Annotated in this window: 29 protein-coding genes; 5 read left to right on the top strand and 24 right to left on the bottom strand. The window is 38.4% G+C overall.

Annotated features, from left to right (window positions below; translation table 11 throughout):
- Window positions 1–72 precede the first annotated feature (72 nt).
- Genes ACQKIH_RS04415 through ACQKIH_RS04390 form a run of 6 tightly spaced genes read right to left on the bottom strand, consistent with a single transcriptional unit; the run spans window position 73 to window position 4,855 of the window.
- The gene (locus ACQKIH_RS04415) at window positions 73–534 is read right to left on the bottom strand and encodes a RidA family protein (RefSeq protein WP_427763632.1); all 462 of its coding nucleotides are present in this window, start codon (window positions 532–534) and stop codon (window positions 73–75) included.
- Window positions 509–1,537, bottom strand: coding sequence for an amidohydrolase family protein (locus ACQKIH_RS04410; protein ID WP_427763630.1), 1,029 nt, complete (start codon window positions 1,535–1,537; stop codon window positions 509–511). The genes ACQKIH_RS04415 and ACQKIH_RS04410 overlap by 26 nt, the downstream gene beginning before the upstream one ends.
- Window positions 1,522–2,079 carry a 3-hydroxyanthranilate 3,4-dioxygenase gene (locus ACQKIH_RS04405; protein WP_057988288.1) on the bottom strand — a complete coding sequence of 186 codons (558 nt, stop codon included), beginning with the start codon at window positions 2,077–2,079 and terminating at the stop codon, window positions 1,522–1,524. The genes ACQKIH_RS04410 and ACQKIH_RS04405 overlap by 16 nt, the downstream gene beginning before the upstream one ends.
- A gap of 22 nt (window positions 2,080–2,101) precedes the next feature.
- Window positions 2,102–2,908 (bottom strand): IclR family transcriptional regulator, encoded by an 807-nt coding sequence (locus ACQKIH_RS04400; protein WP_427763628.1) that lies wholly within the window; start codon window positions 2,906–2,908, stop codon window positions 2,102–2,104.
- A complete protein-coding gene (locus tag ACQKIH_RS04395; RefSeq protein ID WP_427763626.1) occupies window positions 2,881–4,359 on the bottom strand; it encodes a 4-hydroxyphenylacetate 3-hydroxylase family protein in 1,479 nt (492 codons plus the stop codon). Before ACQKIH_RS04395 ends, ACQKIH_RS04400 begins: the two co-directional genes overlap by 28 nt.
- A 13-nt stretch (window positions 4,360–4,372) precedes the next feature.
- Window positions 4,373–4,855 (bottom strand): flavin reductase family protein, encoded by a 483-nt coding sequence (locus ACQKIH_RS04390; RefSeq protein ID WP_427763625.1) that lies wholly within the window; start codon window positions 4,853–4,855, stop codon window positions 4,373–4,375.
- Window positions 4,856–5,428: 573 nt separating this feature from the next.
- Between ACQKIH_RS04390 and ACQKIH_RS04385 the strand changes: the two genes are divergently transcribed.
- On the top strand, window positions 5,429–5,911 hold the full coding sequence (locus ACQKIH_RS04385; RefSeq protein WP_427763623.1) for a DUF2691 family protein: 483 nt from the start codon (window positions 5,429–5,431) through the stop codon (window positions 5,909–5,911).
- Window positions 5,912–6,062: 151 nt separating this feature from the next.
- Here the strand turns inward: ACQKIH_RS04385 and ACQKIH_RS04380 are convergent, their stop codons facing one another.
- The 4 genes from ACQKIH_RS04380 to gpr all read right to left on the bottom strand — a co-directional run bounded on the left by ACQKIH_RS04380 (window position 6,063) and on the right by gpr (window position 11,434).
- Window positions 6,063–6,983 carry a VanZ family protein gene (locus tag ACQKIH_RS04380; RefSeq protein WP_427763621.1) on the bottom strand — a complete coding sequence of 307 codons (921 nt, stop codon included), beginning with the start codon at window positions 6,981–6,983 and terminating at the stop codon, window positions 6,063–6,065.
- A gap of 322 nt (window positions 6,984–7,305) precedes the next feature.
- Window positions 7,306–9,135, bottom strand: a complete 1,830-nt coding sequence (gene lepA / locus ACQKIH_RS04375; protein WP_427763620.1) for a translation elongation factor 4 — start codon at window positions 9,133–9,135, stop codon at window positions 7,306–7,308.
- A 270-nt stretch (window positions 9,136–9,405) separates the two neighbouring features.
- Window positions 9,406–10,302: a stage II sporulation protein P gene (gene spoIIP, locus ACQKIH_RS04370; protein WP_236706853.1), complete on the bottom strand. Its 897-nt coding sequence runs from the start codon at window positions 10,300–10,302 to the stop codon at window positions 9,406–9,408.
- 97 nt (window positions 10,303–10,399) lie between these two features.
- Window positions 10,400–11,434 (bottom strand): GPR endopeptidase, encoded by a 1,035-nt coding sequence (gene gpr, locus ACQKIH_RS04365; RefSeq protein ID WP_057988276.1) that lies wholly within the window; start codon window positions 11,432–11,434, stop codon window positions 10,400–10,402.
- Window positions 11,435–11,598: 164 nt separating this feature from the next.
- Here gpr and rpsT point away from each other — a divergent pair, with 164 nt between their 5' ends.
- The gene (gene rpsT / locus ACQKIH_RS04360; RefSeq protein ID WP_057988274.1) at window positions 11,599–11,847 is read left to right on the top strand and encodes a 30S ribosomal protein S20; all 249 of its coding nucleotides are present in this window, start codon (window positions 11,599–11,601) and stop codon (window positions 11,845–11,847) included.
- A gap of 162 nt (window positions 11,848–12,009) precedes the next feature.
- Here the strand turns inward: rpsT and holA are convergent, their stop codons facing one another.
- Window positions 12,010–13,020, bottom strand: a complete 1,011-nt coding sequence (gene holA, locus ACQKIH_RS04355) for a DNA polymerase III subunit delta (RefSeq protein ID WP_427763617.1) — start codon at window positions 13,018–13,020, stop codon at window positions 12,010–12,012.
- A gap of 173 nt (window positions 13,021–13,193) precedes the next feature.
- On the opposite strand from holA, the gene ACQKIH_RS04350 reads away from it, so the two are divergent.
- Window positions 13,194–13,364 (top strand): YqzM family protein, encoded by a 171-nt coding sequence (locus tag ACQKIH_RS04350; RefSeq protein WP_083493734.1) that lies wholly within the window; start codon window positions 13,194–13,196, stop codon window positions 13,362–13,364.
- A gap of 159 nt (window positions 13,365–13,523) precedes the next feature.
- On the opposite strand, the gene ACQKIH_RS04345 is transcribed toward ACQKIH_RS04350, so the two are convergent.
- From ACQKIH_RS04345 to ACQKIH_RS04290, 12 genes are all read right to left on the bottom strand, one after another.
- Window positions 13,524–15,839, bottom strand: a complete 2,316-nt coding sequence (locus ACQKIH_RS04345) for a DNA internalization-related competence protein ComEC/Rec2 (RefSeq protein WP_427763615.1) — start codon at window positions 15,837–15,839, stop codon at window positions 13,524–13,526.
- The gene (locus tag ACQKIH_RS04340; RefSeq protein ID WP_057988268.1) at window positions 15,808–16,383 is read right to left on the bottom strand and encodes a ComE operon protein 2; all 576 of its coding nucleotides are present in this window, start codon (window positions 16,381–16,383) and stop codon (window positions 15,808–15,810) included. The genes ACQKIH_RS04345 and ACQKIH_RS04340 overlap by 32 nt, the downstream gene beginning before the upstream one ends.
- A gap of 173 nt (window positions 16,384–16,556) precedes the next feature.
- On the bottom strand, window positions 16,557–17,228 hold the full coding sequence (locus tag ACQKIH_RS04335) for a helix-hairpin-helix domain-containing protein (RefSeq protein ID WP_427763613.1): 672 nt from the start codon (window positions 17,226–17,228) through the stop codon (window positions 16,557–16,559).
- Window positions 17,229–17,388: 160 nt separating this feature from the next.
- Window positions 17,389–18,129 (bottom strand): class I SAM-dependent DNA methyltransferase, encoded by a 741-nt coding sequence (locus ACQKIH_RS04330; protein WP_427763611.1) that lies wholly within the window; start codon window positions 18,127–18,129, stop codon window positions 17,389–17,391.
- On the bottom strand, window positions 18,122–18,475 hold the full coding sequence (gene rsfS / locus ACQKIH_RS04325) for a ribosome silencing factor (RefSeq protein WP_427763610.1): 354 nt from the start codon (window positions 18,473–18,475) through the stop codon (window positions 18,122–18,124). Before rsfS ends, ACQKIH_RS04330 begins: the two co-directional genes overlap by 8 nt.
- Window positions 18,472–19,041, bottom strand: coding sequence for a bis(5'-nucleosyl)-tetraphosphatase (symmetrical) YqeK (gene yqeK / locus ACQKIH_RS04320; RefSeq protein WP_427763608.1), 570 nt, complete (start codon window positions 19,039–19,041; stop codon window positions 18,472–18,474). The genes rsfS and yqeK overlap by 4 nt, the downstream gene beginning before the upstream one ends.
- Complete coding sequence (locus ACQKIH_RS04315; protein WP_427763607.1) at window positions 19,010–19,600, bottom strand: nicotinate-nucleotide adenylyltransferase; 591 nt, start codon at window positions 19,598–19,600, stop codon at window positions 19,010–19,012. The genes yqeK and ACQKIH_RS04315 overlap by 32 nt, the downstream gene beginning before the upstream one ends.
- A 10-nt stretch (window positions 19,601–19,610) precedes the next feature.
- Complete coding sequence (gene yhbY, locus ACQKIH_RS04310) at window positions 19,611–19,916, bottom strand: ribosome assembly RNA-binding protein YhbY (protein ID WP_057988255.1); 306 nt, start codon at window positions 19,914–19,916, stop codon at window positions 19,611–19,613.
- A 5-nt stretch (window positions 19,917–19,921) separates the two neighbouring features.
- Window positions 19,922–20,752: a shikimate dehydrogenase gene (gene aroE, locus ACQKIH_RS04305; protein ID WP_427763606.1), complete on the bottom strand. Its 831-nt coding sequence runs from the start codon at window positions 20,750–20,752 to the stop codon at window positions 19,922–19,924.
- A gap of 38 nt (window positions 20,753–20,790) precedes the next feature.
- The gene (yqeH, locus tag ACQKIH_RS04300; protein ID WP_057988251.1) at window positions 20,791–21,894 is read right to left on the bottom strand and encodes a ribosome biogenesis GTPase YqeH; all 1,104 of its coding nucleotides are present in this window, start codon (window positions 21,892–21,894) and stop codon (window positions 20,791–20,793) included.
- Window positions 21,895–21,969: 75 nt separating this feature from the next.
- The gene (locus tag ACQKIH_RS04295) at window positions 21,970–22,479 is read right to left on the bottom strand and encodes a YqeG family HAD IIIA-type phosphatase (protein WP_427763604.1); all 510 of its coding nucleotides are present in this window, start codon (window positions 22,477–22,479) and stop codon (window positions 21,970–21,972) included.
- Between the two features lie 187 nt (window positions 22,480–22,666).
- A complete protein-coding gene (locus ACQKIH_RS04290) occupies window positions 22,667–23,449 on the bottom strand; it encodes a phosphatidylserine decarboxylase (protein ID WP_057988246.1) in 783 nt (260 codons plus the stop codon).
- 152 nt (window positions 23,450–23,601) lie between these two features.
- Between ACQKIH_RS04290 and pssA the strand changes: the two genes are divergently transcribed.
- Both pssA and sigK read left to right on the top strand, forming a co-directional pair.
- Window positions 23,602–24,141, top strand: a complete 540-nt coding sequence (pssA, locus tag ACQKIH_RS04285; RefSeq protein WP_057988244.1) for a CDP-diacylglycerol--serine O-phosphatidyltransferase — start codon at window positions 23,602–23,604, stop codon at window positions 24,139–24,141.
- An 81-nt stretch (window positions 24,142–24,222) separates the two neighbouring features.
- Window positions 24,223–24,930 carry an RNA polymerase sporulation sigma factor SigK gene (gene sigK / locus ACQKIH_RS04280; protein WP_057988242.1) on the top strand — a complete coding sequence of 236 codons (708 nt, stop codon included), beginning with the start codon at window positions 24,223–24,225 and terminating at the stop codon, window positions 24,928–24,930.
- A gap of 86 nt (window positions 24,931–25,016) precedes the next feature.
- On the opposite strand, the gene ACQKIH_RS04275 is transcribed toward sigK, so the two are convergent.
- Entirely contained in the window at window positions 25,017–25,154 is a 138-nt protein-coding gene (locus tag ACQKIH_RS04275; protein WP_427763603.1) for a hypothetical protein, read from the bottom strand.
- Between the last annotated feature and the right edge of the window lie 55 nt (window positions 25,155–25,209).

Here is a 25,209-nt window from a genome sequence, read left to right as displayed (position 1 = left end):
CCTTCCATGATAGTGAGAACGACTTTAAGAAAATACCGTCTCGTGTACGATTTCCTTAAAGCCGCTCCTGCACTACTCTTCTATTTCTACAATCATTTCAATTTCAACTGCTGTATTATTTGGAAGCTGTGCCATCCCAACTGCTGAACGGGCATGCTTGCCTTTTTCACCAAAAACGTCAACGAGTAAATCGGATGCACCGTTCATCACTTTTGGTTGCTGTATAAAGTCTGGTGCTGAGTTGACCATACCTAAAATTTTCACAACGCGTTTCACTTTCGACAGGTCACCTAACTCATGCTTTAACACTTTTAAAAGGTTAATCATCGACTGCCTACACGCTTGGTAACCGTCTTCAACCGTTAGTTCCGCGCCTAGCTTGCCGTGAAATTGATCGACTCCTTGCCCTGATGTAAAAATTAAATTCCCTGTACGTACACAAGTCACATAATTGCCAGAAAGAGCACGTGGTTGACCGAGTTCTATGCCTAATTCTTGTAAACGGTCTTCAGGCGTTTTCAACTGATTTACCATAGATTTTGCTCCTTTCAATATTTAAAAATTTTAGGACATTTTCTCCAAGGATGGCTGCTCGGTCTTCATCTGACAATGCACCATATTCATCAATAACTTTTCCTGGGTCAATTTCTCTAAGTAGGAACGGGTAATCAGAGCCCATAATGACTTTATCTACTCCGAACCGGTCAATTAAATATTGAAGATTTTGTGGTTCATATACTAATGAATCAAAGTAAAAGTTTTTTGTGTAATAGCTTGGCGGATGCTCTGTTTTCCTTATGTCCGGCCATACTTTCCACCCTTGATCAAGGCGCGGCAAAATATATGGGAATGACCCTCCACCATGCGCAAAACAAACTTTTAAATTTGGACATTTTTCCATCACACCGCTCCACAGTAAGCTTGCTGCGGCTAATGCCGTTTCACTTGGCATGCCCACTGTGTACATGAAATTATGTTCAGGTGTACGATCCTTTGCCATGGTTTCCCACGGATGTACGAACAATGGCATGTCATACTGTTCAGCCGCCTTGAAAAATGGCAGTAAATAATCGCTATCTAAATTTTGACCATTTACATTTGTACCAATTTCAATTCCAGCTAGCCCGATTTCCTTGCAGCGGATTAATTCCTTTACAGAAACTTCGGCATCTTGTAACGGCACTGTCCCTAACCCGATAAAACGGTCCGGATATTGCTTTACCGTCTGCGCGATAAAATCATTTTGATAAACAGCTAACTCTAGTGCTTGCTCTACAGGTGCCCAATAAGAAAACGTCACAGGAACAGGTGATAAAACTTGCATATCCACACGCTCTCGGTCCATGTCTTCAATCCGTTTTTCCGCATCCCAAGTCGGTGCGTCCACTGCTCGGAATACCTTGCCTGACACCATTATGTCTGCCCCGCAGGAACATTTATTTTCTAATATCGGCCAGCGATCATTGCCGTATTTTTTTGCTAAATCCGGTAAATCTTCTGGATAAATATGCGTATGAAAATCTATTCGCATTGCCATTCGCTCACTGTCTCAGGCATCACATGACCGCAGTTCGTACATGTACGCAACTGTTCTGAAGCATTAAAGAATGAAATACCTTCTGCAATTTGGCGACCAATATCCGCCAGTTGGATACGTGCCTTGTATAGCTCATGGTCACACTCGCTACATAGCCAAACTAAATCCTCTAACTCTCCCTCTTTACGCTTACGTTCTACGACAATTCCATAAGTGTCTGCTACACGATGCGGTGAATGCGGAACATTTGCAGGAAGCGTAAACATTTCGCCTTCTTTTACTTCCACAACTTCACGCTTGTTTTCATCATTAATAACTTCTACATAACATGAACCTTTAATTTGGTAGAAGATTTCATCAGAAGGGTCGACATGGAACTCACGACGCGCATTTGGACCGCCAATTAACATAATTAAAAATTCCGAGTCTTCCCATAGCGTCTTATTATTTACAGGTGGTTTTAATAGCTCCTTATTATCCTCAATAATTTTCCATAAATTTAATGATCTCGCTTGTAATTTGCTCACTGTTTCCTTTGCCATAAAAAATTCCCCCTTATAATGGTTAATAATTGATTGTCATATAGCCGATTTCCCTTGAAATTAAGTTGGCCGCACGCACAACTTCTTGTGTAATGTGAAGTTTTTCCTTTTCCATATAGGCTTTTTCACCGACTAAGTTTAAAGCTGCTACTACTTGTCCGTTGTATGACTTAATCGGTGCTGCAATACCATAAGTCCTTGTTTCATTTTCGGCATCGCTAATCGCATAGCCACGTTCACGGATAAGCACCAATTCTTCCTCCAAAGTTTTAATACAAACAATTGTGTTTGGTGTGGCTTTGAGCATACCTCCCGCCAGCATCGGCTCCACAAACGATTTATTGTATGCCAGCAGCACTTTGCCTATGCTCGTCGCATGCGCAGGAAACCTTGTTCTTCCAATGAAGGTTGGCACTACATCCACATGTGGTGACATCGCTTTAAACACAAAACGGACTTTGCCATCATCAAACATACCTATATGAGAAGTTCCTTTAAAACGGGTTAACAATTGACTAATAATCGGTCCTGCTTCTGCATTAATATCTTGAAAATACATAACCTTGTTGCTCCACTCTAATATTTTCCACCCTAAGCGATAACGGCGGTCACTCCCTTGGATGAGAATTCTTTCTTTGCACATCGCCTTTAAAAAATGGTGTGTGGAGCTCGGTGGTGAATTTAATTTATCTGCAATTTCCTTGTTGCTCAACGAAGGCTCTTCATCAGTAAATAACTCAATAATCGTCGCTAACTTTGCAACAGACCCGATCAATCTCGCTTCACCACCCCTATGATTTTTTACGTTGATTGCTTGACTGCTTTGCAATTTTCTTTCGATAAAATAGACTCTACTAATTCAAATTTATGCTGTTTTTTGAACTTGTTATAATAAATGGCCCGCTTACGAATTGGATCGCCTGTGTAATAACGCTCATATTGCAGTGCACGCATACCAAACGCTTCTCCGCATAAATCCCATGCAAGCTTGAATATCTTAATGCGTTCTTCTGCATCTATTCCAGCTCGCCCACCATAATGACTGTCTATACTAGGACGTAATTCAGGATTATCAAAATCTGCTTCAGTTGGCATCATTAATAAGCCACCCGCGCCGATTGTTTGCATCACTTCAATGGCACGTGGATACATTTCCGGCATCATGCCACGAATCGTTTCAAGTGCCTCTGGATTTAAACGCGCCTCGCCTTGTGGGGTAATCGTAAATTCATGCTCTGCTGTACGTAATAATGCGCGAATCACTACAACCGATTGAACAAGTTCACCTAAATCACGTTGTACATTTAGGAACTGATCAACACCGATTGAGTCCGCTACTTTACATGCTACTTCAACCGCAAAGGCAAGCTTTACATAGCCACGTACACCTGATTGATGCGCTGGCTGCTCAGCAATTCCTGTCATTGGATATAGTAAATTTGCCGCTTCTACATTGTTATAAAGGAACACTTTATCCCAAGGTACGAGAACATCTTCAAAAATTAATAACGCGTCCATTTCTTCATACCGTGATGCTAAAGGATGATCGAATGTTGAACGCGTTCCGTCTTGAAGTGGCTCACGACAAATGATTTTTAACCCTGCCACATCAACTGGCACCGCAAATGCTAATGCATAGCGCTCATCTCCTGGTGCAAAGCCTGGGAATGAATAAATAATAACTTCATCGGTTACTGCTGCTAATGTCGCCAGCATTTTTGCCCCGCGCACAATAATCCCTTGTGCCGTTTCTTCGACAACACCTAAGTGCGTAAACTGATCTGCCTGTTCATGTGATGTTTTACTACGGTCATTTTGAGGGTTAACAATGGCATGCGTAAGGAACAAATCATTATCCCGTAAATGGCGATAATAATTTTCAATGTTTTTTGCCCAATCTTGATTGTACTTCGCTAAGAACCACGAGTTTTGTGCTAGTGAAGTAACGACCGTATTTAAGAAATCTGGCGTGCGACCCATCAAGCCAAATGTTTGTCTTGCCACAATTTCGAACGCACGACTACGCTTCATTATGTCCTCATATGATTTTGCGAATAAAAACGAATTGGCTACACGCTCGCCTGTTTCTTCGCAAATATGTGTTAATTCATCCTGATAATTTGGGTCTGATTGTAAATCATATAACTTCGCGATTTCTTGAATTGGTTGATGGAAATACGGTTCATCATAAATATTTTCTACGATTTTTCCGTTTAACCATACTTCTGGTTTTCTTAATTTCAATGCATCAATATATTGTTGACCTGTTCGAATGCCCATTTTCCCAGTCCCCCTAGTATGAAGATTCAATCTTACAATTTTTTTCAGTTGAACCCATTTTTCCTTCATAAAAAGTTAACGCCTGTTTATCGGTACGCCCAAAGTTTTCAACTTCCCCAATAAATAGGACATGATCGCCCGCCTCCACTTGCTTCCAAGGCTTGCATTCGATAAAGGCCGCAGTATTCAAAAGTTTTGGTGTAATTCCATCTTTTCCCCATTTAATTTCTAATCCTTGCTGTTCACGACCTGCAAACTGCCACGCTATTTTTTCTTGATCGTCCGCTAAAATATTAATTGTAAACGCTTTATTTTGCATTTGAGTTAAAGCGTTTGCTTTCTTATCAATCGAAACGAGTACGAGTGCTGGTTCTAATGACACCGATGTAAATGAATTCACAGTAATGCCTTTCATATCATCCCCATCGAACCAAGTAACAACAGTCACACCCGTTGCAAATTTGCCAAACGTTTGTCTGAGAAGTTTTATATCCATCACATCAAACCTCCTAATCAATTATGTTATAAATATAGTAGCAATTTTAAATTTCTATTTAATGGATTATATTTCATATAGTGAAATCGTATGCTTTAATTTTCCGAATAATCAGAATCAATAAGCCGAAAAGTACCCTTTTTTTATATCCTGCAATAACAGTTACGCTATTTTTTTGATAATTACATCCTAATTTTATTAAAGATATCGATTTTATGGCTTGTTATAATGAGATTTACTTATTTTGGTTCTTCCCATTAACTTGGGGTTAATCTCCATTCCGATATGGACGCTTTCCATGGGCACGAACCTAACTAACTTGTTTTGAGATGTATTTCGAAACAAGTGGATTTTCAGGCCACACGATATTCATCTCCGGAATTTGGTGATGAGCCTTATTTTTTGTATATTATTATTTTTAATGGACAAGTTCGGTCATTTTATTTTCCATCAAAAAACTGATTGCTCTTATTTAGTGTTACTAATAAGGATTATTATAAGGTGTCGTATATGGAAACCTTGAAATTATATAAATTGAGGAACTATAGCAAAAATACAAAGGAGAGCGTATGAATGATAAAAAGGGGAATTACGTTTAAAACTGATGATAGAAAAGCTGCTTTAGCTGATATTTTAGTTGGGATTATAGTCCCTGATTGGAATTGGTCGATAGGTCCTGGTGAGGTATATAAATTAGAGGTTGGAGAGATTAATAAAGATGTATTTCGAGAAAATGAAACAATTTTAGATGGTCATACATTTTTGGAACGCATCACTACAAATAAGCATTACATAATCTTTGCAGATTTTAAAGCCTTTCCCCATAACGGAGATATTCAAAAAATTATCTATTACGATGATTTTGTTACCAGTTCTTGTGACCTTGCATTGTTAGTTATCGATTCAGTATACATTTCAATCTTCCTAAAATCTGAAGTTCTGATTAATATGTTTTTTGAACGAGCAGAAGCTTTTGGTTTTAAGGATATTAAAATTCTTACAGATGAAAATGATACGCATCCCTCATTAACAGTGTATTTTTTTACTTTTGTCTAGATTTTTTCGTGCATGTCCGAATACTTATATGTATGTTATAGAGGATAATCTGATTTTTGTGGTAATTTGGTGTGGATTAGTTTATTTTATAACAATCCACACCTTACTACTCCAAAAAATTAACATTATATAACTAGTTAATATTTTCTTTCTATTCCCACCAGTGCTTAAGTTCTGTATAGCTTACATCCCAAAGCTTTATATTACCTGTGATCGTAATGGTCATTTTTGTGTATGTATAATAGAGCGGAATCTCTAATGGCGTTTCGATTATTTCGGATTCCTTTAAATTTTCTCCATTCGTTTGGAACCTTACATTTCCATCCGCAACGATGGTCACCTCTCCTTTGAATTCTTCATCATCAGGAATACCAAGGTTTAAATACAGGATTAAATCATCTTTCCCCTCTATGATATATGTATAGGTTTTACTATCATTTCCCTCACTACTATATAGGTTGAATTGGGGTTCTATTTTATTACCATCTATAGTGAAGTACGGCAAATTATTTGTTATTGGCTTTGCTCCTGCAATTTCTTTGATAGCATATAAAGGTTGCTCAGAGCTTATCCGTTTCTCCATAGTTTCCGAAACAGTCATCACACAAACGAACAATAAAAGTGCCGTCAAAGAAGAAGCAATGAATTTTCTCAAGGTCCATGTAGAAGTGAAGCCCACTTTATATACAATATATCCTATCGTCGCACCTAGCGTATTTGATATAACATCATTTACATCAAAAGTTCCAAGATACAATAAAGGTTGAATCGTCTCCAATCCAAGAATGACGAAAATAAACCATCCTATAAATTTCTTAAAATGTACTTGTGTTAATAAAGGAAATAGGATACCAAATGGGATAAATGCCGCTATATTTCCAAAATCGTACAGCCAAGAAAAGCTAAAGCTTGGGAAATTCAAAGGGACACTTGATGGAATGAGCAAAAATTCATAGCCAGCTTCCATATAGTCATCTCTATGTTCTAGTCGATTAAAGCCTAAAAACATAAAATATAAGGTTAGCACTGTATAAAAAATAGTAAATGTCCTAATTAAATTTTGCTTTTTCATATTTTTACCTCCGCCTAGATTATGTTGCTAAAGGGAATTACAATTTACTTATAGAAGAAAGCGAGGTTAAAAATTGGATGCATTTTATGAACTGATCAAAGAAGAATTAACTAATTGTGGATTTTTAATACCACATGTTTATTACAAGGAGGGTTTTGTTCATTCAGTTCGTCTTTTTATGTAAAAAAATACTCGATAACAGTAAATTGCCATATGTAGTAAACGCGGGGAAAGCTTTTTAAGACGATTAAAATATGGTGTGGAATGTTATAACATTCCACACCATATACCGCCAAACCATAGGCATTACTGGATTTTTAAATTACTTCGAATCATCCATCTTCAGAACTGCCATGAACGCTTCTTGAGGGACCTCTACTGATCCAACTTGCTTCATACGTTTCTTACCAGCTTTTTGCTTATCAAGTAATTTACGTTTACGTGAAATGTCACCACCGTAACATTTAGCAAGTACGTTTTTACCCATTGATTTAATCGTTGAACGCGCTATGATTTTTTGACCGATAGCTGCTTGAACAGGCACCTCAAATTGTTGACGAGGAATTAATTCTTTTAATTTCTCTACGATGATTTTCCCGCGCTCATAAGCAAAGTCTTTGTGCACGATAAAGCTTAATGCATCGACTTGTTCACCGTTTAATAAAATATCCATTTTACTTAATTTCGATGGTTTATAGCCGATTAATTCATAATCAAATGATGCATAGCCCTTCGTATTTGATTTCAAATAATCAAAGAAATCATAGACAATTTCAGCTAATGGCATTTCATATTGAATCGAAACGCGTGTTGTATCAATATAGTCCATACCGATGAAATTCCCACGTTTAATTTGGCACAGTTCCATTACAGGACCTACGTAATCATTTGGCACCATAATCGTAGCCTTTACGTACGGCTCTTCAATACGGTCGATTTTTTGTGGATCTGGCATCATAGATGGGTTATCTACTTTTAACGCAGTTCCATCTGTTAAATGCACATCATAAATTACAGACGGTGCTGTTGTAATTAAATCAATATTAAACTCACGCTCGATACGCTCTTGAATAATTTCCATGTGTAATAAACCTAAGAAACCACAACGGAAACCAAATCCTAATGCTTGAGATGTTTCTGCCTCATATTGTAGCGCCGAGTCATTTAACTCCAACTTCTCTAATGCATCGCGTAAATCATTATATTTGGCTGTATCAATTGGATAAAGACCGCAATATACCATTGGATTTAACCTACGATAACCTGCTAATGGTGCTTCTGCTGCACGAGTTCCAGCATATGTTACTGTATCCCCTACACGCGTATCTTGTACGTTTTTAATAGAAGCTGTTAAATAACCTACATCCCCAACTGTTAACTCTTGTTGTGGCACGGCTTTTGGTGTGTGAACACCTACTTCAATTACTTCAAATTCAGCACCCGTTGCCATCATTTTAATCTTATCGCCTGCTTTTACTGTCCCATTAACGATACGAATCGAAATGATTACGCCGCGGTATGCATCGTACACAGAGTCAAAAATAAGTGCTTGTAATGGCGCATCTGGATCACCTGTTGGAGCTGGTACTTTTTCAACAATTTGCTCTAAAATATCTACAATACCAATACCCGCTTTAGCAGATGCTAAAACTGCTTCCGATGCATCAAGTCCGATAACTTCTTCCACTTCTTGACGGACACGCTCTGGGTCTGCTGCTGGTAAGTCAATTTTATTAATAACCGGTAAAATTTCAAGGTCATTATCTAAAGCTAAATAAACGTTTGCGAGTGTCTGAGCTTCGATACCTTGCGCAGCGTCTACAACAAGAATAGCCCCTTCACATGCAGCTAATGAACGTGATACTTCATACGTGAAATCGACGTGTCCAGGTGTATCGATTAAGTGAAATGTATAAGTCTCTCCGTCTTTTGCATTATATTTCAATTGTACGGCATTTAATTTAATCGTAATCCCGCGTTCACGCTCTAAATCCATTGAGTCTAGTAATTGTGACTTCATTTCACGTTGCGTTACGGTTTTTGTTGACTCTAAAAGACGGTCTGCTAATGTAGACTTCCCGTGGTCAATATGTGCGATAATCGAGAAATTTCGAATATTCTCTTGGCGTTTTAAACGTGCTTCTCGGTTCATGTATTTGTCCTCTCCTAATTAGAAAAAACACCTAATCTCCATTTACGTTCGAGATGGTGTCATTACGTATGTAGATGAATAACTACTTACCTTTTCCACTAAATTACAGCCTCTAGCTTTCATGCACATTTGTACAATTGAACGCTAGAGGCAATTTGTCATTTAAATTATACTATGAACTGACCTGAAACTACAACAGTCAACAACAATCCGATGAAATCAAATTTTCTGAAGTAACCGACCAACATGCTTTTATATGCCTAAAATTACTTAAATCGACGTTTCAACAAAAGCTTTCGCAATGGCCTGCGCAAGTACCGCCATCGTTCGCTCTAATTCCTGTTCATTATTGTCAATTCCACCGAATTCAATTAACAGCATCATCGGGGATAAATCTTGATTATATATCCCATTAACATCATCCCCTTGTTTCTTTATTATACCGCGGGATATGCCAGGTACCATTTGATTTAGTTGCTCACTAAGCGCTGTCGCATATGCTAAATTCGATTTATAACCTGAATGCTCTGCACCAATAACAAACGCAACTTTTGCATAACGTTCCCCATCTAGCACTAAAGTTGTCGCTTTGGCAGGCACCGAATCGCGATGCAAATCCAATACTAAATCGTATTTTTGTTTCGTCAATTGTTCAGCTAAAACGGGTCGCACAAATTTATACGCCTGATGAAACTTTTTTCCATTATTAACCATTTCAGCCATAACGTCAAAATCAAGTACACTCGGTGTAATGCCATTTAATTGTAAGTATTGTTTCATCATTTCTTGCATCCCAAAAATATTCGTTTGGTCGTCGTAGTCATTGTACGTTGGCTTTAAACCCTTTGTTTCTGCAACAACCTGCTTATAGGACTCATGAGAGTGCGTATACAACATAAGTACATTGAATGGCGTGCTAGGTTGAAGCTGTTGTATCGGGTTTGGATCTGGACTTTGGTTTGGGTCTGGACTTTGGTCTGGCTCTGGGTCTTCATTAACAAGTTCCTCTTCCGATTCCGAAATGTTTGGTGTCGCTGCATAAACCATGTATTTCTGTTCTTCTGGTGCTGTTGCAACTTTGTTATTTGGAAAAGGTAGCTGACCGATAGCAATTGGCAGCACAAATAAAAATAATAATAAAAAGCTTAAGCGTTTCATTTTTTCCATGTACAACACCCTTTCTCCACTACGATATGGAGATAGGGTGAAAATTAGAACATTTCTCTAGTATTTTTTAGTGGCTAAGAATTGAAAATAATACAAGCTAGTTTTGTCCGCTTGGCATCTTTGAAACCCATTCAAACAAACTTTCACTTAATAAATAGGCGTATTGAATTAACCAAAAATCGACTTCTTTTGGTGTAACAACTAACCGTTCAGGATGCGTCATAAACACCTCTTCGAAAAGCTGACGACGATCTTCCGTTGTCCATGTTGCCCACTCTCCAAAAATAGGTTCAATCACTTTTAAATCTATTTCTTCATTCGATGGTGTCCAATTGGTTACAGATAATTTACTAGATGGTTTTCCTTTTTCAGAGATTTTCGCGGCAATTGAACGAAATACGACATCAATTGCGTCTGCGATTAATATCGGTGCTTCCACAACCGTTGGAATTCCTATCGCCGTTACAGGAACACCCAACTCTTCCTCTGAAATTTCTTTGCGTTGATTGCCGACCCCTGCCCCTGGGTGAATTCCCGTATTCGTCAGCTGAATCGTTCTGCATAGCCTTGCACTTCCACTCGTGGCTAAAGCATCAATGACAATGACTAATGCTGGCTTAATTTGTTCGGTCAAAGCTTTGACATAATCACTTGTTTCAAATCCCGTTTGCCCCGTGACACCAGGTGCATATAAAATAAATGATGGGTTTTGCAATTCCGATTGTTTTTCATGCATGGAATCAATCGTGTACGGACCAATCGCATCTGGTGTAATTGTCTTATTGCCAAGCCCGATGACTAAAATTTTTGATTCCGCAGTAAGCTTTAGTTTTTTATGCAACTCACCTAATGATTGAAGTAATGTTTCCTTCATTTGTGCGAAACCATCTTTATCTTCTGTTGATAATGTTGGGATTGAAAGAGTGATATACGTTCCTTTCTTTTTCCCAATCTGCTCCTCTCCCAGCGCATTGACATTAACTTTCGTGATTTTCACACGCTTTTCTTGCCACTCTTCAATTTCAATCCCGCGACTGTGCTCAAGCGTTTCTTTTTGTTGTGCGGTTTGATGTAAAACGACTTCTTCTGACTCATCAATTAAATCCGTGCGATTCCATTCGATATTTTTCATTAAAGCACCTCCAATTGAAGTGTGTTCAAACTGTCAAGTAAATATTCTTTGCGTTTATGTATTGCAATTCCTTCAATCCTTTGGTAGAATGATTTTTGTTGTATTGACACATAAAACGTGAGAAGATACTCAATCTTATACCTACAATTTAGGAGGTGAAAGATATGCCAAACATTAAGTCTGCTATTAAACGTGTACTAGTTAACGAAAAAGCAAACCTTGCAAACACGCACGCTAAATCAGTAATGCGTTCTACAGTGAAAAAAGCTGAGGTAGCAATCGCTACTGGTGCTGATAACGCACAAGAATTAGTTTTAGCTGCTTCTAAAGCATTAGATAAAGCTGCTTCTAAAGGTCTTATTCACAAAAACGCGGCTTCTCGTAAGAAGTCACGTTTAGCGAAAAAAGCTTAATTTTAATTAGCTAAAGTCAACTGTTCTTTATGGACAGTTGGCTTTTTTCGTTTTTCAAATAGGCGTTATTCGACAATCTTCGTGCCATTCGATGTTTTCACACCCAAAAAAAAACATGAAAACCCTCTTTGTATTTAAAAGGATTTCCATGCTTCTTTCTTTTTAAAGCTGTTTCATTAAAAATAATTCTAAGTGACGCTCGCGATTCCCACCTGTTGTCTTTAATTGTAAATCAACGTTTGCTAGTGTGTATAACGCTTGTAACAACCGTTGATCTGTAGGACGATTGCGCTGACTTGATACCATTTGGACGCGGTACGGATGCACTTTTAACTGTTTTGCAATTTGTTGCTGATGATATCCTTTTTTCTGCAAATAATAAACATGAATCATCGTCCGAATATTGTTTGCCAGCAGCCCGACTAATTTAATGGGCTCTTCTTTTTGACGCAGTAAATCATGATATATAATTAACGCTTCCTCTTGCTTATTATTTAAGTAGGCATTTAACATTTTAAATGCATCTTGCTCTAATGTTTTTGCTACTAAATCCTCAACAAGTTCCATCGAAATTTCAGGTTCTCCACCTAAATATAAAGACATTTTTTCGATTTCCATTTGATGCTGTAACATATTAGGGCCGACCATTTCAATTAACTTTTGAATCGCCGTTTCGGTAATCGCCTTGCCATGTTTTGCAACTTCACTACGAATCCAAGCATTTAAATCGTTATTTTGCGGTGTTTCTGCTAACAATAAAACACTTTTTTCTTTCATGAGCTTCGTTACTTTCTTACGCTCATCCAGCTTTTCATACGGGGCAATAAAAATGGTGATTGCCGTGTCTGTTGGGTTCGCTAACCAATTTTCAAGACGCTTTATATCATGCTCTATTTTTTCTTTCCCTTTTTCAGTCGCTTTTAAAAAGGATGCATTTTTGGCAATAATCAGCTTACGTTCCGTGAAAAAAGGAATCGTATCAGCTTCATCTATGACAAAATCAATCGGCTGTTCGTTTAAGTCGAATGTCATCACTTCTGTTTCCTCTTCTTTACTGAGCGCCGCCTTTAATCGTTTAATCGTTTCGTCAACGAAATAAGATTCTTCTCCAACAAGTAAATAGACAGGAGCGAAATTCCCCTTTTCAAAACCTTGCCAAATCTTTGTAAACATTTTGGGAACCTCCTTTACTTTATGTAAACTCTAGTATACACATTTTTTCGAACAGTGCGAATGTGAATACTTTAAGTCATTTAGTTGGATGTCAAGAATGGAATTATTAGGATTTCATATAGCTTTTTAAAAGGGATTGTCTTATAATTATGGGTGATTAGGAGGGATTACTTATGGCAGGACATCAAGATCCAAATTACGTATCTGAAAACCCGTTCGAGGGCCGTGGCCGCGCAATGCAAGGTAACGACTTCCCAGATGCGGGTTATGGTTTCGCAATCGGCGGCGGTTTCTTCATCGTATTATTCGTTATTGCGATGATTGTTGAATTTGCAACTCGCTAATTTTTAACAAGGACACATCTCGTACTATAACGTGCGAAATGCTGTCATTCTTCTGTGGATTTCGTGCATAACTTTTACATGCATTTCCACAAAAAACGGAACCATTCCTAAAACCACCAGTAAAGTGGACAGGAGTCGTTCCGTTTTTTATGTGCAATCTTACCTAAACAATGCGTTCGACGTTTCTACGGTAATCTCAGCCTGTTTAACGACGAGTTCCACTGTACCATCATAGCCTGTTATCAAATATGGTATTTTTCGTGCCTCAAAACGCTCTACTACTTCTGGATGCGGATGACGATAACGATTATTTTCTCCGGCCATAAAAATAGTTAGTTGCGGATTTGTTAGCTGGACAAACTCCTCTATACTCGACGTTTTACTACCGTGATGTCCCGCCTTTAATACCGTTATATTTTGAAGTATTTGCGGATATTGTTTGACTAGTGCTTGCTCCCCTTCTTTTTCTAAATCTCCTGTAAATAACGCGCGAAAATCACCTTTTTGCACAAGCAATACAAGTGAATCATTATTGCCTTCATAATCCGTTTCCTGTGGCCATAAATAGTGAAAACGAACACCCGCTTCTTCCCAAAAGTGCCCAGCCATTTGTTCTTTTAAAATCATATTTTTTGGCATCATTTCTTCCATAAAATCATTCATGACAGGCTTAGTAATCGAGTTAGGTGTCACATGAACTTCCTTCACAATAATCTCTTTTAATATTTCCTCCGCCCCTTCGACATGATCGGCATCAGCATGCGTTAAAATAAACGTATCGATTTTTTGAATTCCGCGTGCTTTTAAATAAGGTACGACCACTTGGCGCCCTACCTCATATTGTTGCTGACGCGACTGCCACGCCTCTTGATCAAAACGTAACAACCCTCCTGAATCAATCACAATCACCTTTTTTCGATAAGGTAATTCAATGACGATACTATCCCCTTGCCCGACATTTACATATGCGATTTTCAAATCATCGTGCAAATATGATTGGACATGAAAAAGGCTCGCTGGTATCAGTATTACGCTTACGATTTTTATAAAACTCGCACGACAATCAAGCAAATAAAAGGCAAAAAAGACGCTTGCATACAATAAAATGAGCCAAAATAACGACGGTTTTCCAGGATTCCACATTTGCATAATGGGCTGTTGCATAATGAAAATGAGTTCGTTCAATCCATTTCGCAATGGTTCGTACAGCATAAAAATGAATGTTGCAATGGGGACCGGCAAGAAAGTTAACACAAGTAACAACAAATTGATGGGTAATATGATAAAAGAAAATAGTGGGACAAAAACAATATTAACAATGAATGAGGATAAACTTATTTCAAAAAAGTGAAATAATAACAGGGGATAAACGAGTAATTGGCAAACAAACGTAATTAAGAATGATTGGACCCACCAGTTCGAGTAACGGGATAAAACACGACTGGAATAAACGAGGCTATATGTTGCCAAATAAGATAATTGAAATCCTACTTGGAAGATGGCCCCTGGCTCGATACATAAAAATACGATTAAACTCAAGGATAATGCATCATCGATTGGAATTTTCAAACGTGCATATTGGGCTAGCATGACGAACTCGACAACGCTCACCGCACGCCATACAGAAGGGGCTCCTCCCGCCAGCAGCGCATAGATAGGAAGGATGAGGAGCAAAATAATACTCGCCATTTCTCTACGCACGCCAAAACGCAACATCATCTGAAAAAACAGCCATGATACGAGTCCTACATGTAAGCCGGAAATCGCAAACAAATGGGTGATTCCTAATTTTTGATAAGCGCGGGTTAATTCCTCATCGACATTTTCTTGTAAGCCGATTAATAATGCCTGTGCTTCTGCTACAAGTGATTCAGGAAACTGCCGACTTATATGTTCCTTTAATCGAAAACGTTGCTCATAGATAGGCTGAAGGACGTGACGCGCTTTTCCTACATAAGTTAATGAGGAAATTTCAACAATGCCACGCGCATTTTTACTGTGCAAATAGCGCGTCATTGAAAAGCCATATTTATGCGCGGGTAAAGAAGGCTCCACTTGCTCACCTACAACGAAAAATTGCATGCCTGCTAGTGGTTGTTCGGCGAGATTTTCTTTTTCAAGTTGACTTTTTATTTTATAAGTGACATAAATTTTTTCACGTTGCTCGTCCTTCATAAATCCGCGCAGCATCGTCCCATTGATTTTGTATTCATCCGTCCATGTCATAACCGCCGGTAGCGTAACAGGATTTTCTAATTTTTGCGTTGTATAGCTAAAATAACTAAATGAGACGAATCCAACGACCACAAGCAATACGAGATGCATCTTTAGCAGTTTTTTATAAAGCGCAAATGCAAGTAATAAAGCGAGTAATAATAAAAGCCTTACCGATTCCAATGCAGCAAGCGCACTAATACAAATCGATAAGGCGTAAAAGATCAAATTATGTTTGTATAAGCTGACCAAATAATTCATGCATCTTCTCCTCAAGAGGGATCAATTCCTCTTGATTAGCACCAAGTTCACGTAGCTTTTTTAGCAGTTCAAATGTTAACGCATATTTCTCATCTTGAAGAAAATCTATTTTTGCTTCATCAAATGGAATATGGGCAACTTGAACATTTGCTTTTTTGAAAAGCTCCATTGCATAAGGGTTATTTTTGTAATCCTTTGCATAATACACATTTTTTATCCCAGCTTGTATAATCGTTTTCGTACAAGGTAAACATGGAAAATGTGTTACATAAAGGTCTGCTCCGTTAGCAGGTGTTCCGTACTTTGCACATTGTAATAATGCATTCGTTTCGGCATGTACTGTACGCACACAGTGACTGTCCACAACATAACACCCTTCTTCACTACAGTGCTCGTCCCCTGAAATCGACCCATTATAGCCCCCTGCAATGATACGTTTTTCTCGCACAATCGTCGAACCGACAGCTAATCTTGTACAAGTACTTCTCATAGCTAGCAAATGACTTTGCGCCATAAAAAACTGATCCCATGTAATACGCTCCATAATAATAACCTCCAAAATTTTTCACTTCTCCTCAAGTTTAAACGTTGAACCGTCGCGACGCAATGGCAGATACTTTGGGTTATTATATTACATATTTAACATTCATCCCTCCAGTAGAGAACTTCTGTACCTGTCGCTTTGCTTACGGTACAAAAAGAATTTGCTGAAGCAAGTTAAATTTCTATTAAGTCTTTCAGCTGATCATATGTTTTTTCACCAATTCCAGAAACATTTTTTAAATCCTCTATTTTCTGAAATGTACCCACTTCTGTACGATGTTGAAGTATGGCGGCTGCTTTCGATGGTCCTATCCCTGGTAAAGTCGTCAGTTCGCTTTCAGTAGCTTGATTAATATTTATCTTCCCTGAATTCCCTGAACTATTCGGAGAAGCCGATACGCCATTAGGGCTCGCTTGGGTGATCTGTATAAGCTGTCCAATCGATTCATTCATCTCCTCGCCCACTTTTGGAATGTAAATAACCATTTCATCTTGCAACTTTTGCGCATGGTTAATAAGTGTTGGATTTGCCTGTTCTGTATAACCACCTGCCATTTTAATTGCATCAATAATACGCTTATCTTCTGTTAAGGTGTAGACACCCGGATAGGCAACTGCCCCTTTCACATCAATGATGAATGACTGTAAAATGGGGGTACTATTGTCAGTTGGGCTTACTTCAGGTTGTGTTAATGGAGATTGCTGTGTTTCGTTTGGCAATGGAGAAATTTGTTCGATTGAGGCAGATTTAGAAGGTTGATAAAATAAAAAATACACAAGACATCCGACGAGGAGCACGCCTGGAATGAGCCATTGTTTCGCATACTTTTCTAGAAATGGCTGCATTAAGAAAACACCCTTTCTAATAGGTTTTAATATGGAGCTTACTTCCACTATACAAAGCTCTATTCCCATTGAAAAGAGAAATTTCCTCAAACTGCTCAAAGTTCTTTTTTGGCTATAAAAAAAATATCCCCTCGCAAATTTTTGCAAAGGGATATCTTTTTTATTTTACGGCGCGGAAGAAAATTCTTTCAGATTGTGCTGTCGGTGCTTCTGATTTCCAATCTGCGGTCATTTCAACTTGTGAAAAACCAATTTTCTCTAGCCAATTTTTATAGGTTTCCATTGCAAAGGTACGCTGGAAATGCTCTTCATCAAAACGTTCGAAACAGTCGTTTTCAAACCGTACAAAAAACGTCATCTGATGATAAACAGAATGCGCAAATTCACCTGGTTCTGTGTGCCAAACATACGTAATTTCTCCATCATCGTATGTGAAGGGTCCATCTAAAAAGATTTCATCCATTTTAAACAAAGAGTGGACATCAAAAAATAATTGACCACCTTCTCGAAGACTGTCAAAAACTCGTTGAAGCGTTTCAACAACTTTTTCTTCGTCCGTCACATAATTAATCGAATCAATCGGAATGGTGGCAACATCTAAATTTTCAAACCCTTCAAGCTCGTCCATCGACATCGCAAAAAGTGGGATGGATGCGCCGGCCGTTTCAATACGAGCAGCAGCAATTGCTAGCATTTCCTCTGACAGGTCAATCCCTGACACTTGATAGCCAGCTTCTTTAAGCAATAATGCCATCGCACCTGTTCCGCAACCGATATCTAAAACTTGCTGGAATTTTTCCACAGGGGCATACTGTAAAATCCAATTCACATATTCACTATATGCGATATCTGTCATCAACTCATCGTATACTTGTGCAAAACGTCCATAATGATTAGTCATTTTCTAAATTTGGTGCATCCAGTTGAGGTGCGTCTCCCCATAAACGTTCTAAGTTGTAATATGCGCGCTCATCTTTATGGAAAATATGTGCAACAACATCGCCCATATCTACTAAAACCCAACGGCCGCCGTCGAAACCTTCCATTTTATTCACTGTGTAGCCTTGTTCTTCAGCTTGGCCTTTTACTTCACGAGCGATTGCTTGTACTTGGCGCTCTGAGCTACCTTCTGCAATAACAAAGTAATCTGCTAATAAAGAAATTCCATGCATATTTAAAGCGACGATATCTTCCCCGCGTTTATCATCTATTGCCTTGTAAGTAATACTTAATAATGTTTCATTCATTTTTGTTGTTCCTCTCTCACTATGCTATTAAAGCATTCAATTGATAACGGATAGATTGCCTGGTGTGTCTCTACTAAAAAACTTAAAGTATGCGTTACACATGCGATAAACGCTTCCTGTAAATCCACTTTTGCAAGTTGGCGCAAACGTTCGACGCCAGCAAATTTGCGATTCGGTTCAATCATATCTGCTACATAAATAATTTTTTCAAATGGGGTCATATGGACACGCCCCGTCGTGTGATAACGAATAGCATTTAATATTTCCTCTTGCACGATACCAAACTCTGTCTCCGCTATCCAAGCGCCAACTGGACCATGTAAAATTTCCGCATCCCAATCAAGCAAACGCGCATCCAGTTTTTGTTCCTTTACAACATCCTTCATCCAATTAACATCCGCAAATTTCGCAATATCATGTAAAATGGCTGCAGTTTCCGCCATTTTTGGATCTTCGCCATAATGCTGTGCTAGTTGAATGGCCGTTTCCATTACACCTATCGTATGAATATAACGCTTTTCCGTCATGCGCCCTTTAATGACCGCTAACAATTGTTGTCGCTCCATAAAGACCTTCCTTTCGAATAAAAGCTTCTACATTAGGTTGCAATAAAAAATGTAAAGGACCTTTGTGCTGTAATCGATTTCGAATAAATGTTGAAGAAAGATTAATTTCTGGCGCTTCTACCATATGGACCTTATAGTCGGTTAGCGCATTCGATCCTGGACGTTTGACACCGACAAAGTGTACAAGTTCCAATAAGTCATCAATGCGGTACCAACTGTCCAATGAATCAATCATATCGCCACCAATAATAAAATGAAACTCTGCATCCGGCTCACGTTCACGCATCGCTTTCATCGTTTCATACGTATACGAAACACCGCCGCGCTCCATTTCAAAGCGTTCCACAGAAAAATGCGGAATTCCTTGAATGGCAAGTTCCACCATTTCTAGTCGCTGCGCATTGGAAGCTGAGCTAGAAACTTCTTTATGTGGGGCTGTCGCATTCGGCATAAAACGAATTTCATCGAGCTTAAGTGCCGCATACACTTCATTTGCCATAATTAAATGACCGATATGTGGCGGATTAAATGTACCACCAAAAATACCAACTTTCTTCATCCCATTCACCTTACTTCGTTACAACTTTTGGTAATACGATTTTTTTGTTATTACGAGATTCCTTATATAAAATAACTGTTAAGCCGATTAGTTGTACTAATTCTGCACGAGTACCTGTAGCAAGTGCCTGTGCTACATCATGTTTGTCCTCTTCACAGTTATCTAAAATACGTACTTTAATTAATTCACGTGCTTCTAAAACTTCGCGTATTTGCTTAATCATTGCATCGTTTACGCCGCCTTTCCCAACTTGGAAAATCGGAGCTAAATGATGTGCCTCAGCACGTAAAAAACGTTTTTGTTTACCAGTTAACATAAAATTTAATTTCCTCCTAATTGCTTCGTTAAACGAGCAATCATAACATTTGTATTTGGATAAGATTGCAACCAATGTTGATAGGCAATCGCACCTTGATGAACGAACATTCCTAAGCCATTAACAATCGTCGCCTCTTTTGCTTGTGCCGCGTGCAAAAATGGCGTCATTAATGGATTATACACAATATCTGCTGCAATTGCGCCTTTTGGGAATTTTTCTAGTGAAAAAGGCAAATCAAAATCACCTGTTGACATACCAGCTGGTGTCGTTTGGATAAATATTTTATACGTATTCAGTTGCGCTTCTGCTTCTTGCAGTGTCAACGCTTGACCACAGCCAAGTTCGTCAATAATGAGTTGTGCTTTTTCAACGGTACGATTGGCAATCGTAATATGACGGTAGCCAGCCATTTGTAAAGCAAAGGCGATACCGCGTGCTGCACCCCCTGCACCGATTAACAATATCGGCTCTTCCCGCTGCTGTTCACCAATCACTTCTTCCAATGAACGAACAAAACCAGGTCCATCTGTATTATAACCTTTAAGCTTACCTTCTGCTGTGCGGACAACCGTATTGACTGCCCCCATCTTCTCTGCAAGCTCATCTAATTCATCTAAAAACGGAATAATTGTTTGCTTATGTGGAATTGTTACATTCCAACCACTCGCACCTAATAATTTTAGCGATGCTACGGCTTGTGCTAAATTTTCAGGCTTGACATAGACAGGAATATACGTGGCATCTACATTCGCTTCTTCATACCATGCTAAGTGCATTTCTGGAGACTTGGATTGAGCAATCGGATCCCCTATAACTGCAAACCATTTTTTCATAACAACGCATCCTTTTCACATAACATAACATTACAGAACTAGATTAATGAAGGTCGAATAAATACTTCTACCCCTCTAGGTGCATAGGCTGCCACAACAACATTTGCATGCTGTACAGTAATCCAACCTAAACCAGAGAACACGACATCTGTCTTCGCTTCTTTAATCGAAAACTCATGGCGTACAAGCTCCGGTAACTTGTCAATATGTGCCGCGGTTGGTGGTGCTAGTAAATCACCTTTATGTTCCACATATAACGAATCTGCACGGTCTAGCTTCGTTCGGTGAATCGGTAAATCATTGGCAACGTGCACTGTGAATGCCGCGCGCTCGCCTTGAATAAAATCAAAGCGTGCTAATGCACCGATAAATAATGTTTGACCAGGGTTTTGCTGATACACTTTTGGCTTTAATTCTTTTTTCGGCATAATGTATTTTAATTCACTTGCGTCAATATGATGGGCCATTTGGTGATGATTAATAATTCCTGGTGTATCAAAAAGTGAAGCACCATCGTCTAAAGGAATTCCAATCATATCAAGCGTCGTACCTGGGAAGTGAGACGTTGTAATAATTTCTCCTTCACCTGTTGCTTGCTTAATAATGCGGTTAATAAACGTCGATTTCCCAACATTCGTACAACCTACAACATACACATCTTTGCCACGGCGATATTCTTCAACCGCTTCAACGACTTCTGCCATACCCTGTCCTTTATGAGCAGAAACAAGTTTCACATCAATTGGTTGTAAGCCTAATGCTTTGGCTTCACGCTTTAACCAATTAATTACTTTCTTTTCTTTTACAGATTTCGGCAATAAATCTGCCTTATTTGCTACTAATAAAACTGGATTATTGCCGACGAAACGGTGTAACCCAGGTAACCAGCTGCCATTAAAGTCAAAAATGTCAACGATTTTTACAATTAGGCCTTCCTGTGTTCCAAGACCATTTAAAATTCGCAAAAAATCATCGTCTGTTAAACTAACTGGTTGGATTTCATTGTAATTTTTCAAACGGAAACAGCGCTGACAGATGACCATTTCCTTTTCTAATGAAGAGGCTGGCGCATAACCGATCGCATTTGTGTCCTCTGTTTGAATAGCTACTCCACAGCCAATACATTGTGGCATTTCATTCATTCACTTGTTCCTCCTTAAAATAATGCATTGCTCAAACTTTCAAAGCTTATGCACACCTTGGTTTTCCAGACGGAATTACCAAGTTTTCATTCCTTTTCGCTTTAAATCATTAAAGACGCGTCGTTCTACAAAACGATTAAATTTCGTAACAAGACCATCTGATTGTGCTACTGGGCGCACTAAAATCGTATATAATTTTTGTCGTTTTGCACCCATTACATCCGTTAAAAGCTGGTCTCCAAGCATGACCACTTCATGTCGACGAAGACGTAACTGGACAAGCGCCGCATAATATGCCCCGCCTAGTGGTTTTTTTGCACGGTGGATAAATGGAATCCCATGTGGCTCTGCAAAGTGTTTTACGCGCTCTTCGTTATTATTTGACGCAATAATAATGCGAATCCCTGCCTCACGCATTGATTCAAACCACTTGACTAATTCATCAGTTGCATCGGCACGGTCCCATTCCACTAACGTATTATCTAAATCCGTAATAATCCCACGAATACCTTGTTGCTGTAATTTTTCTGGTGTAATATCTAACACACTATTGACATATTCATCTGGTAGTAAAAAATTATACAAAGTCGTGACCCCTTACTAAAATTTATTCCTTTTCCTTCGTTCAGTGAGTGTTCCAACATGCACTGAACGAAGGAAAAGCTAGCCCCGGCGGATGTCACAGATTTTGAAGAGCGGCCTGTTCGGTGCTTTGTTGGCCTATATAAAAAATATTCGAAATCTGGACGCAGTTACTTTTATGCGTAATTGATTATAGCATAGTTGCGAAGGCTTCTCCCATTTTAATCATTGTTCCTTGTACAACTCGTTCGTTAAATTGCACAGCATTTTCTTCAAATAGCATGACAACCGTTGAACCAAATGTAAAATAGCCTACTTCTTCGCCTTTTTGCCAAGTCTTTGTCACATTCGTTAATTCAATCGAATTGACAAATGTTGCACCTACTTTTATAAAAGCAGTCGTCTGCTCGCCGTTATATTCGATTTCACTAATCATACGATAATTATGGCTAAGTGGTTTTTTTCCGAATGTTAAACCCATTTGATTGACTGGATATGATTTTCGTCCAAGTACGTATTGTCGCTTTACTTGCCCATCAATCGGGCTATGAATCCTATGATAATCAGCTGGACTCAAATAAAAAACAATATATTGACCGTTTTCATAACGCTTTGCCTGTGTTTCATTTCCTAACAAATCCATTAATGAATACGGTTTATTTTTTACAGTAAACGTCATGCCATCAACAATTTCACCGAATGCTTCAATTTTTGCATCGACCGGACTCGAAAAAATATTTGGTTGCTGATCAATTGGTCGCGCATCTTCTTTTAATTGACGCGTAAAAAAATCATGCAAGCTTGAAAATTGTTCGGTAGATTTTGAAACTTCTTCTAGGTTAATATCGTATAAGTTACTATAGTTTCGAATAAGCTTTTTACTTACAACAGACTGAACTGCTAATTGTAAAATTTTCGAAGATGTTTTACCATTAGAAAGTTCTATTAAGCTTTGATATAATTTTTCTTTCATCCATAGACCTCCAATGTTCTACTCTGCGGTATAAAGATAAATTATATAATGTATAGGCGTTAATGAAAAGTGCCTATTATTATTAAGCTCTTACCTTTTTCGAAATTTCCAAGTATAATAGAAAAATAGTTATTGAGCAAAGGAGTGTTCCGATGTTTCTACTTCAAAAAGTCGATTCAACAGTAAAAAAATTAAAGGCAAATGCTGCCAATATTATTACGATTACAAATATGTCATTTGGTGGCGCTGCGATCATGTCTACACTAAATGAATCTTATAGTTATAGTGTATTATTAATATTTATCGCTGCATTTTTAGATCGTTATGATGGCAAGGTCGCGCGTAAGTTCAATCAAGAATCTGAACTCGGTAAGCAGCTGGATTCCATGGCGGATATTATTTCATTTGGTGTGGCACCTGCATTATTAATGTATGAGATGGCATTAACGGATTACGGTGTTACGGGTATGATGATGGCTGTTATGTATATCGCAGCAGGAGCATTGCGCTTAGCACGCTTTAACGTCATGGATTCAACAGGCTATTTTATAGGACTACCAATTACAGCAGCAGGTACATTGTTGACATTTTCATTCTTTTTTACAGATGTGTTCTCAGCAATGTTTTACATGATTTTATTCCCGGTTTTAGCTTTATTAATGGTCAGTACATTTACGTTAAAAAAAGTGTAAGAGCAAATTGCTTCTTACACTTTTTTTCATTTCTCCGCGAATTACGTCATATACTGTCGAAAAGACGAAAGGATGTATCGCTTGAGCGCTATAGTTACTTCTTTCCTTCAGCTTTGGCTTGAGATCCCCGCACTGCTTGGTTATTTAAAAGGGCAGGCATTTTATAAGCCCCTTTCACGTGAAGAAGAGGCTATAACAATTGCCCGGTTTATGGAAGGCGATGACCAAGCACGAATTGAATTAATTGAACGGAACATGCGATTAGTTGCCCATGTCGTGAAAAAATTCCATCCATCCCACGAGCTCCTTGATGATTATATTTCAATTGGTACAATCGGTTTAATGAAAGCAGTAAGCAGTTATACACCGGATAAAAAAACACGCCTAGCTACGTATGCAGCACGCTGTATTGAAAATGAAATATTAATGCATTTACGTTCGCAAAAAAAGGTACAAAAAGATGTTTCTCTCTTTGAACCAATCGGCACCGATAATGAAGGGCAATCGCTCCAAATTCGGGATTTACTTCAGCTTGAAGAACCTTCCGCCATTGATCATATCGAACAAAAAGAACATTTTGCACAGCTTTACCAATATTTAGATACACTAGATCCACGTGAGTTAGAAATTATTTCCTATCGTTACGGCCTTCAAAATTTTGAACCGCTCACGCAAAAGGAAATTGCCAAACATTTAAATATTTCGAGAAGCTATGTTTCACGCATTGAAAAAAGAGCACTCATCAAGTTGTACCAACAATTTAAGCATAATGAGCGTATGGAGCATTAGCAAATTAGAGCATGTAAAAAGGTTGCCAATAAAATGGCAACCTTTTTTCGCTCGTTTATGCTATACGTCAAAACAATATGTTCGGACTAATTTGTATCTTCACTTGTTTCAGCGAACATAATTAAACCTGCAACTGTTGTAATACCTACCGCGATTGTCATTAAAAAAACCATCTGATTTGCCTCCTTAAAAAACGATAGTATACTCTCCTTGTACCCTAACATTTAATAAAAAAACTGACTGTGAATTTTTTAACAGTTATCTCTATAATTTATGAAA

This window comes from Solibacillus cecembensis, from assembly GCF_050272495.1.
Lineage (GTDB): Bacteria > Bacillota > Bacilli > Bacillales_A > Planococcaceae > Solibacillus > Solibacillus cecembensis.
Note: the sequence above shows the minus strand (reverse complement) of the source record. Positions and strands in the feature narration are given on the sequence as shown.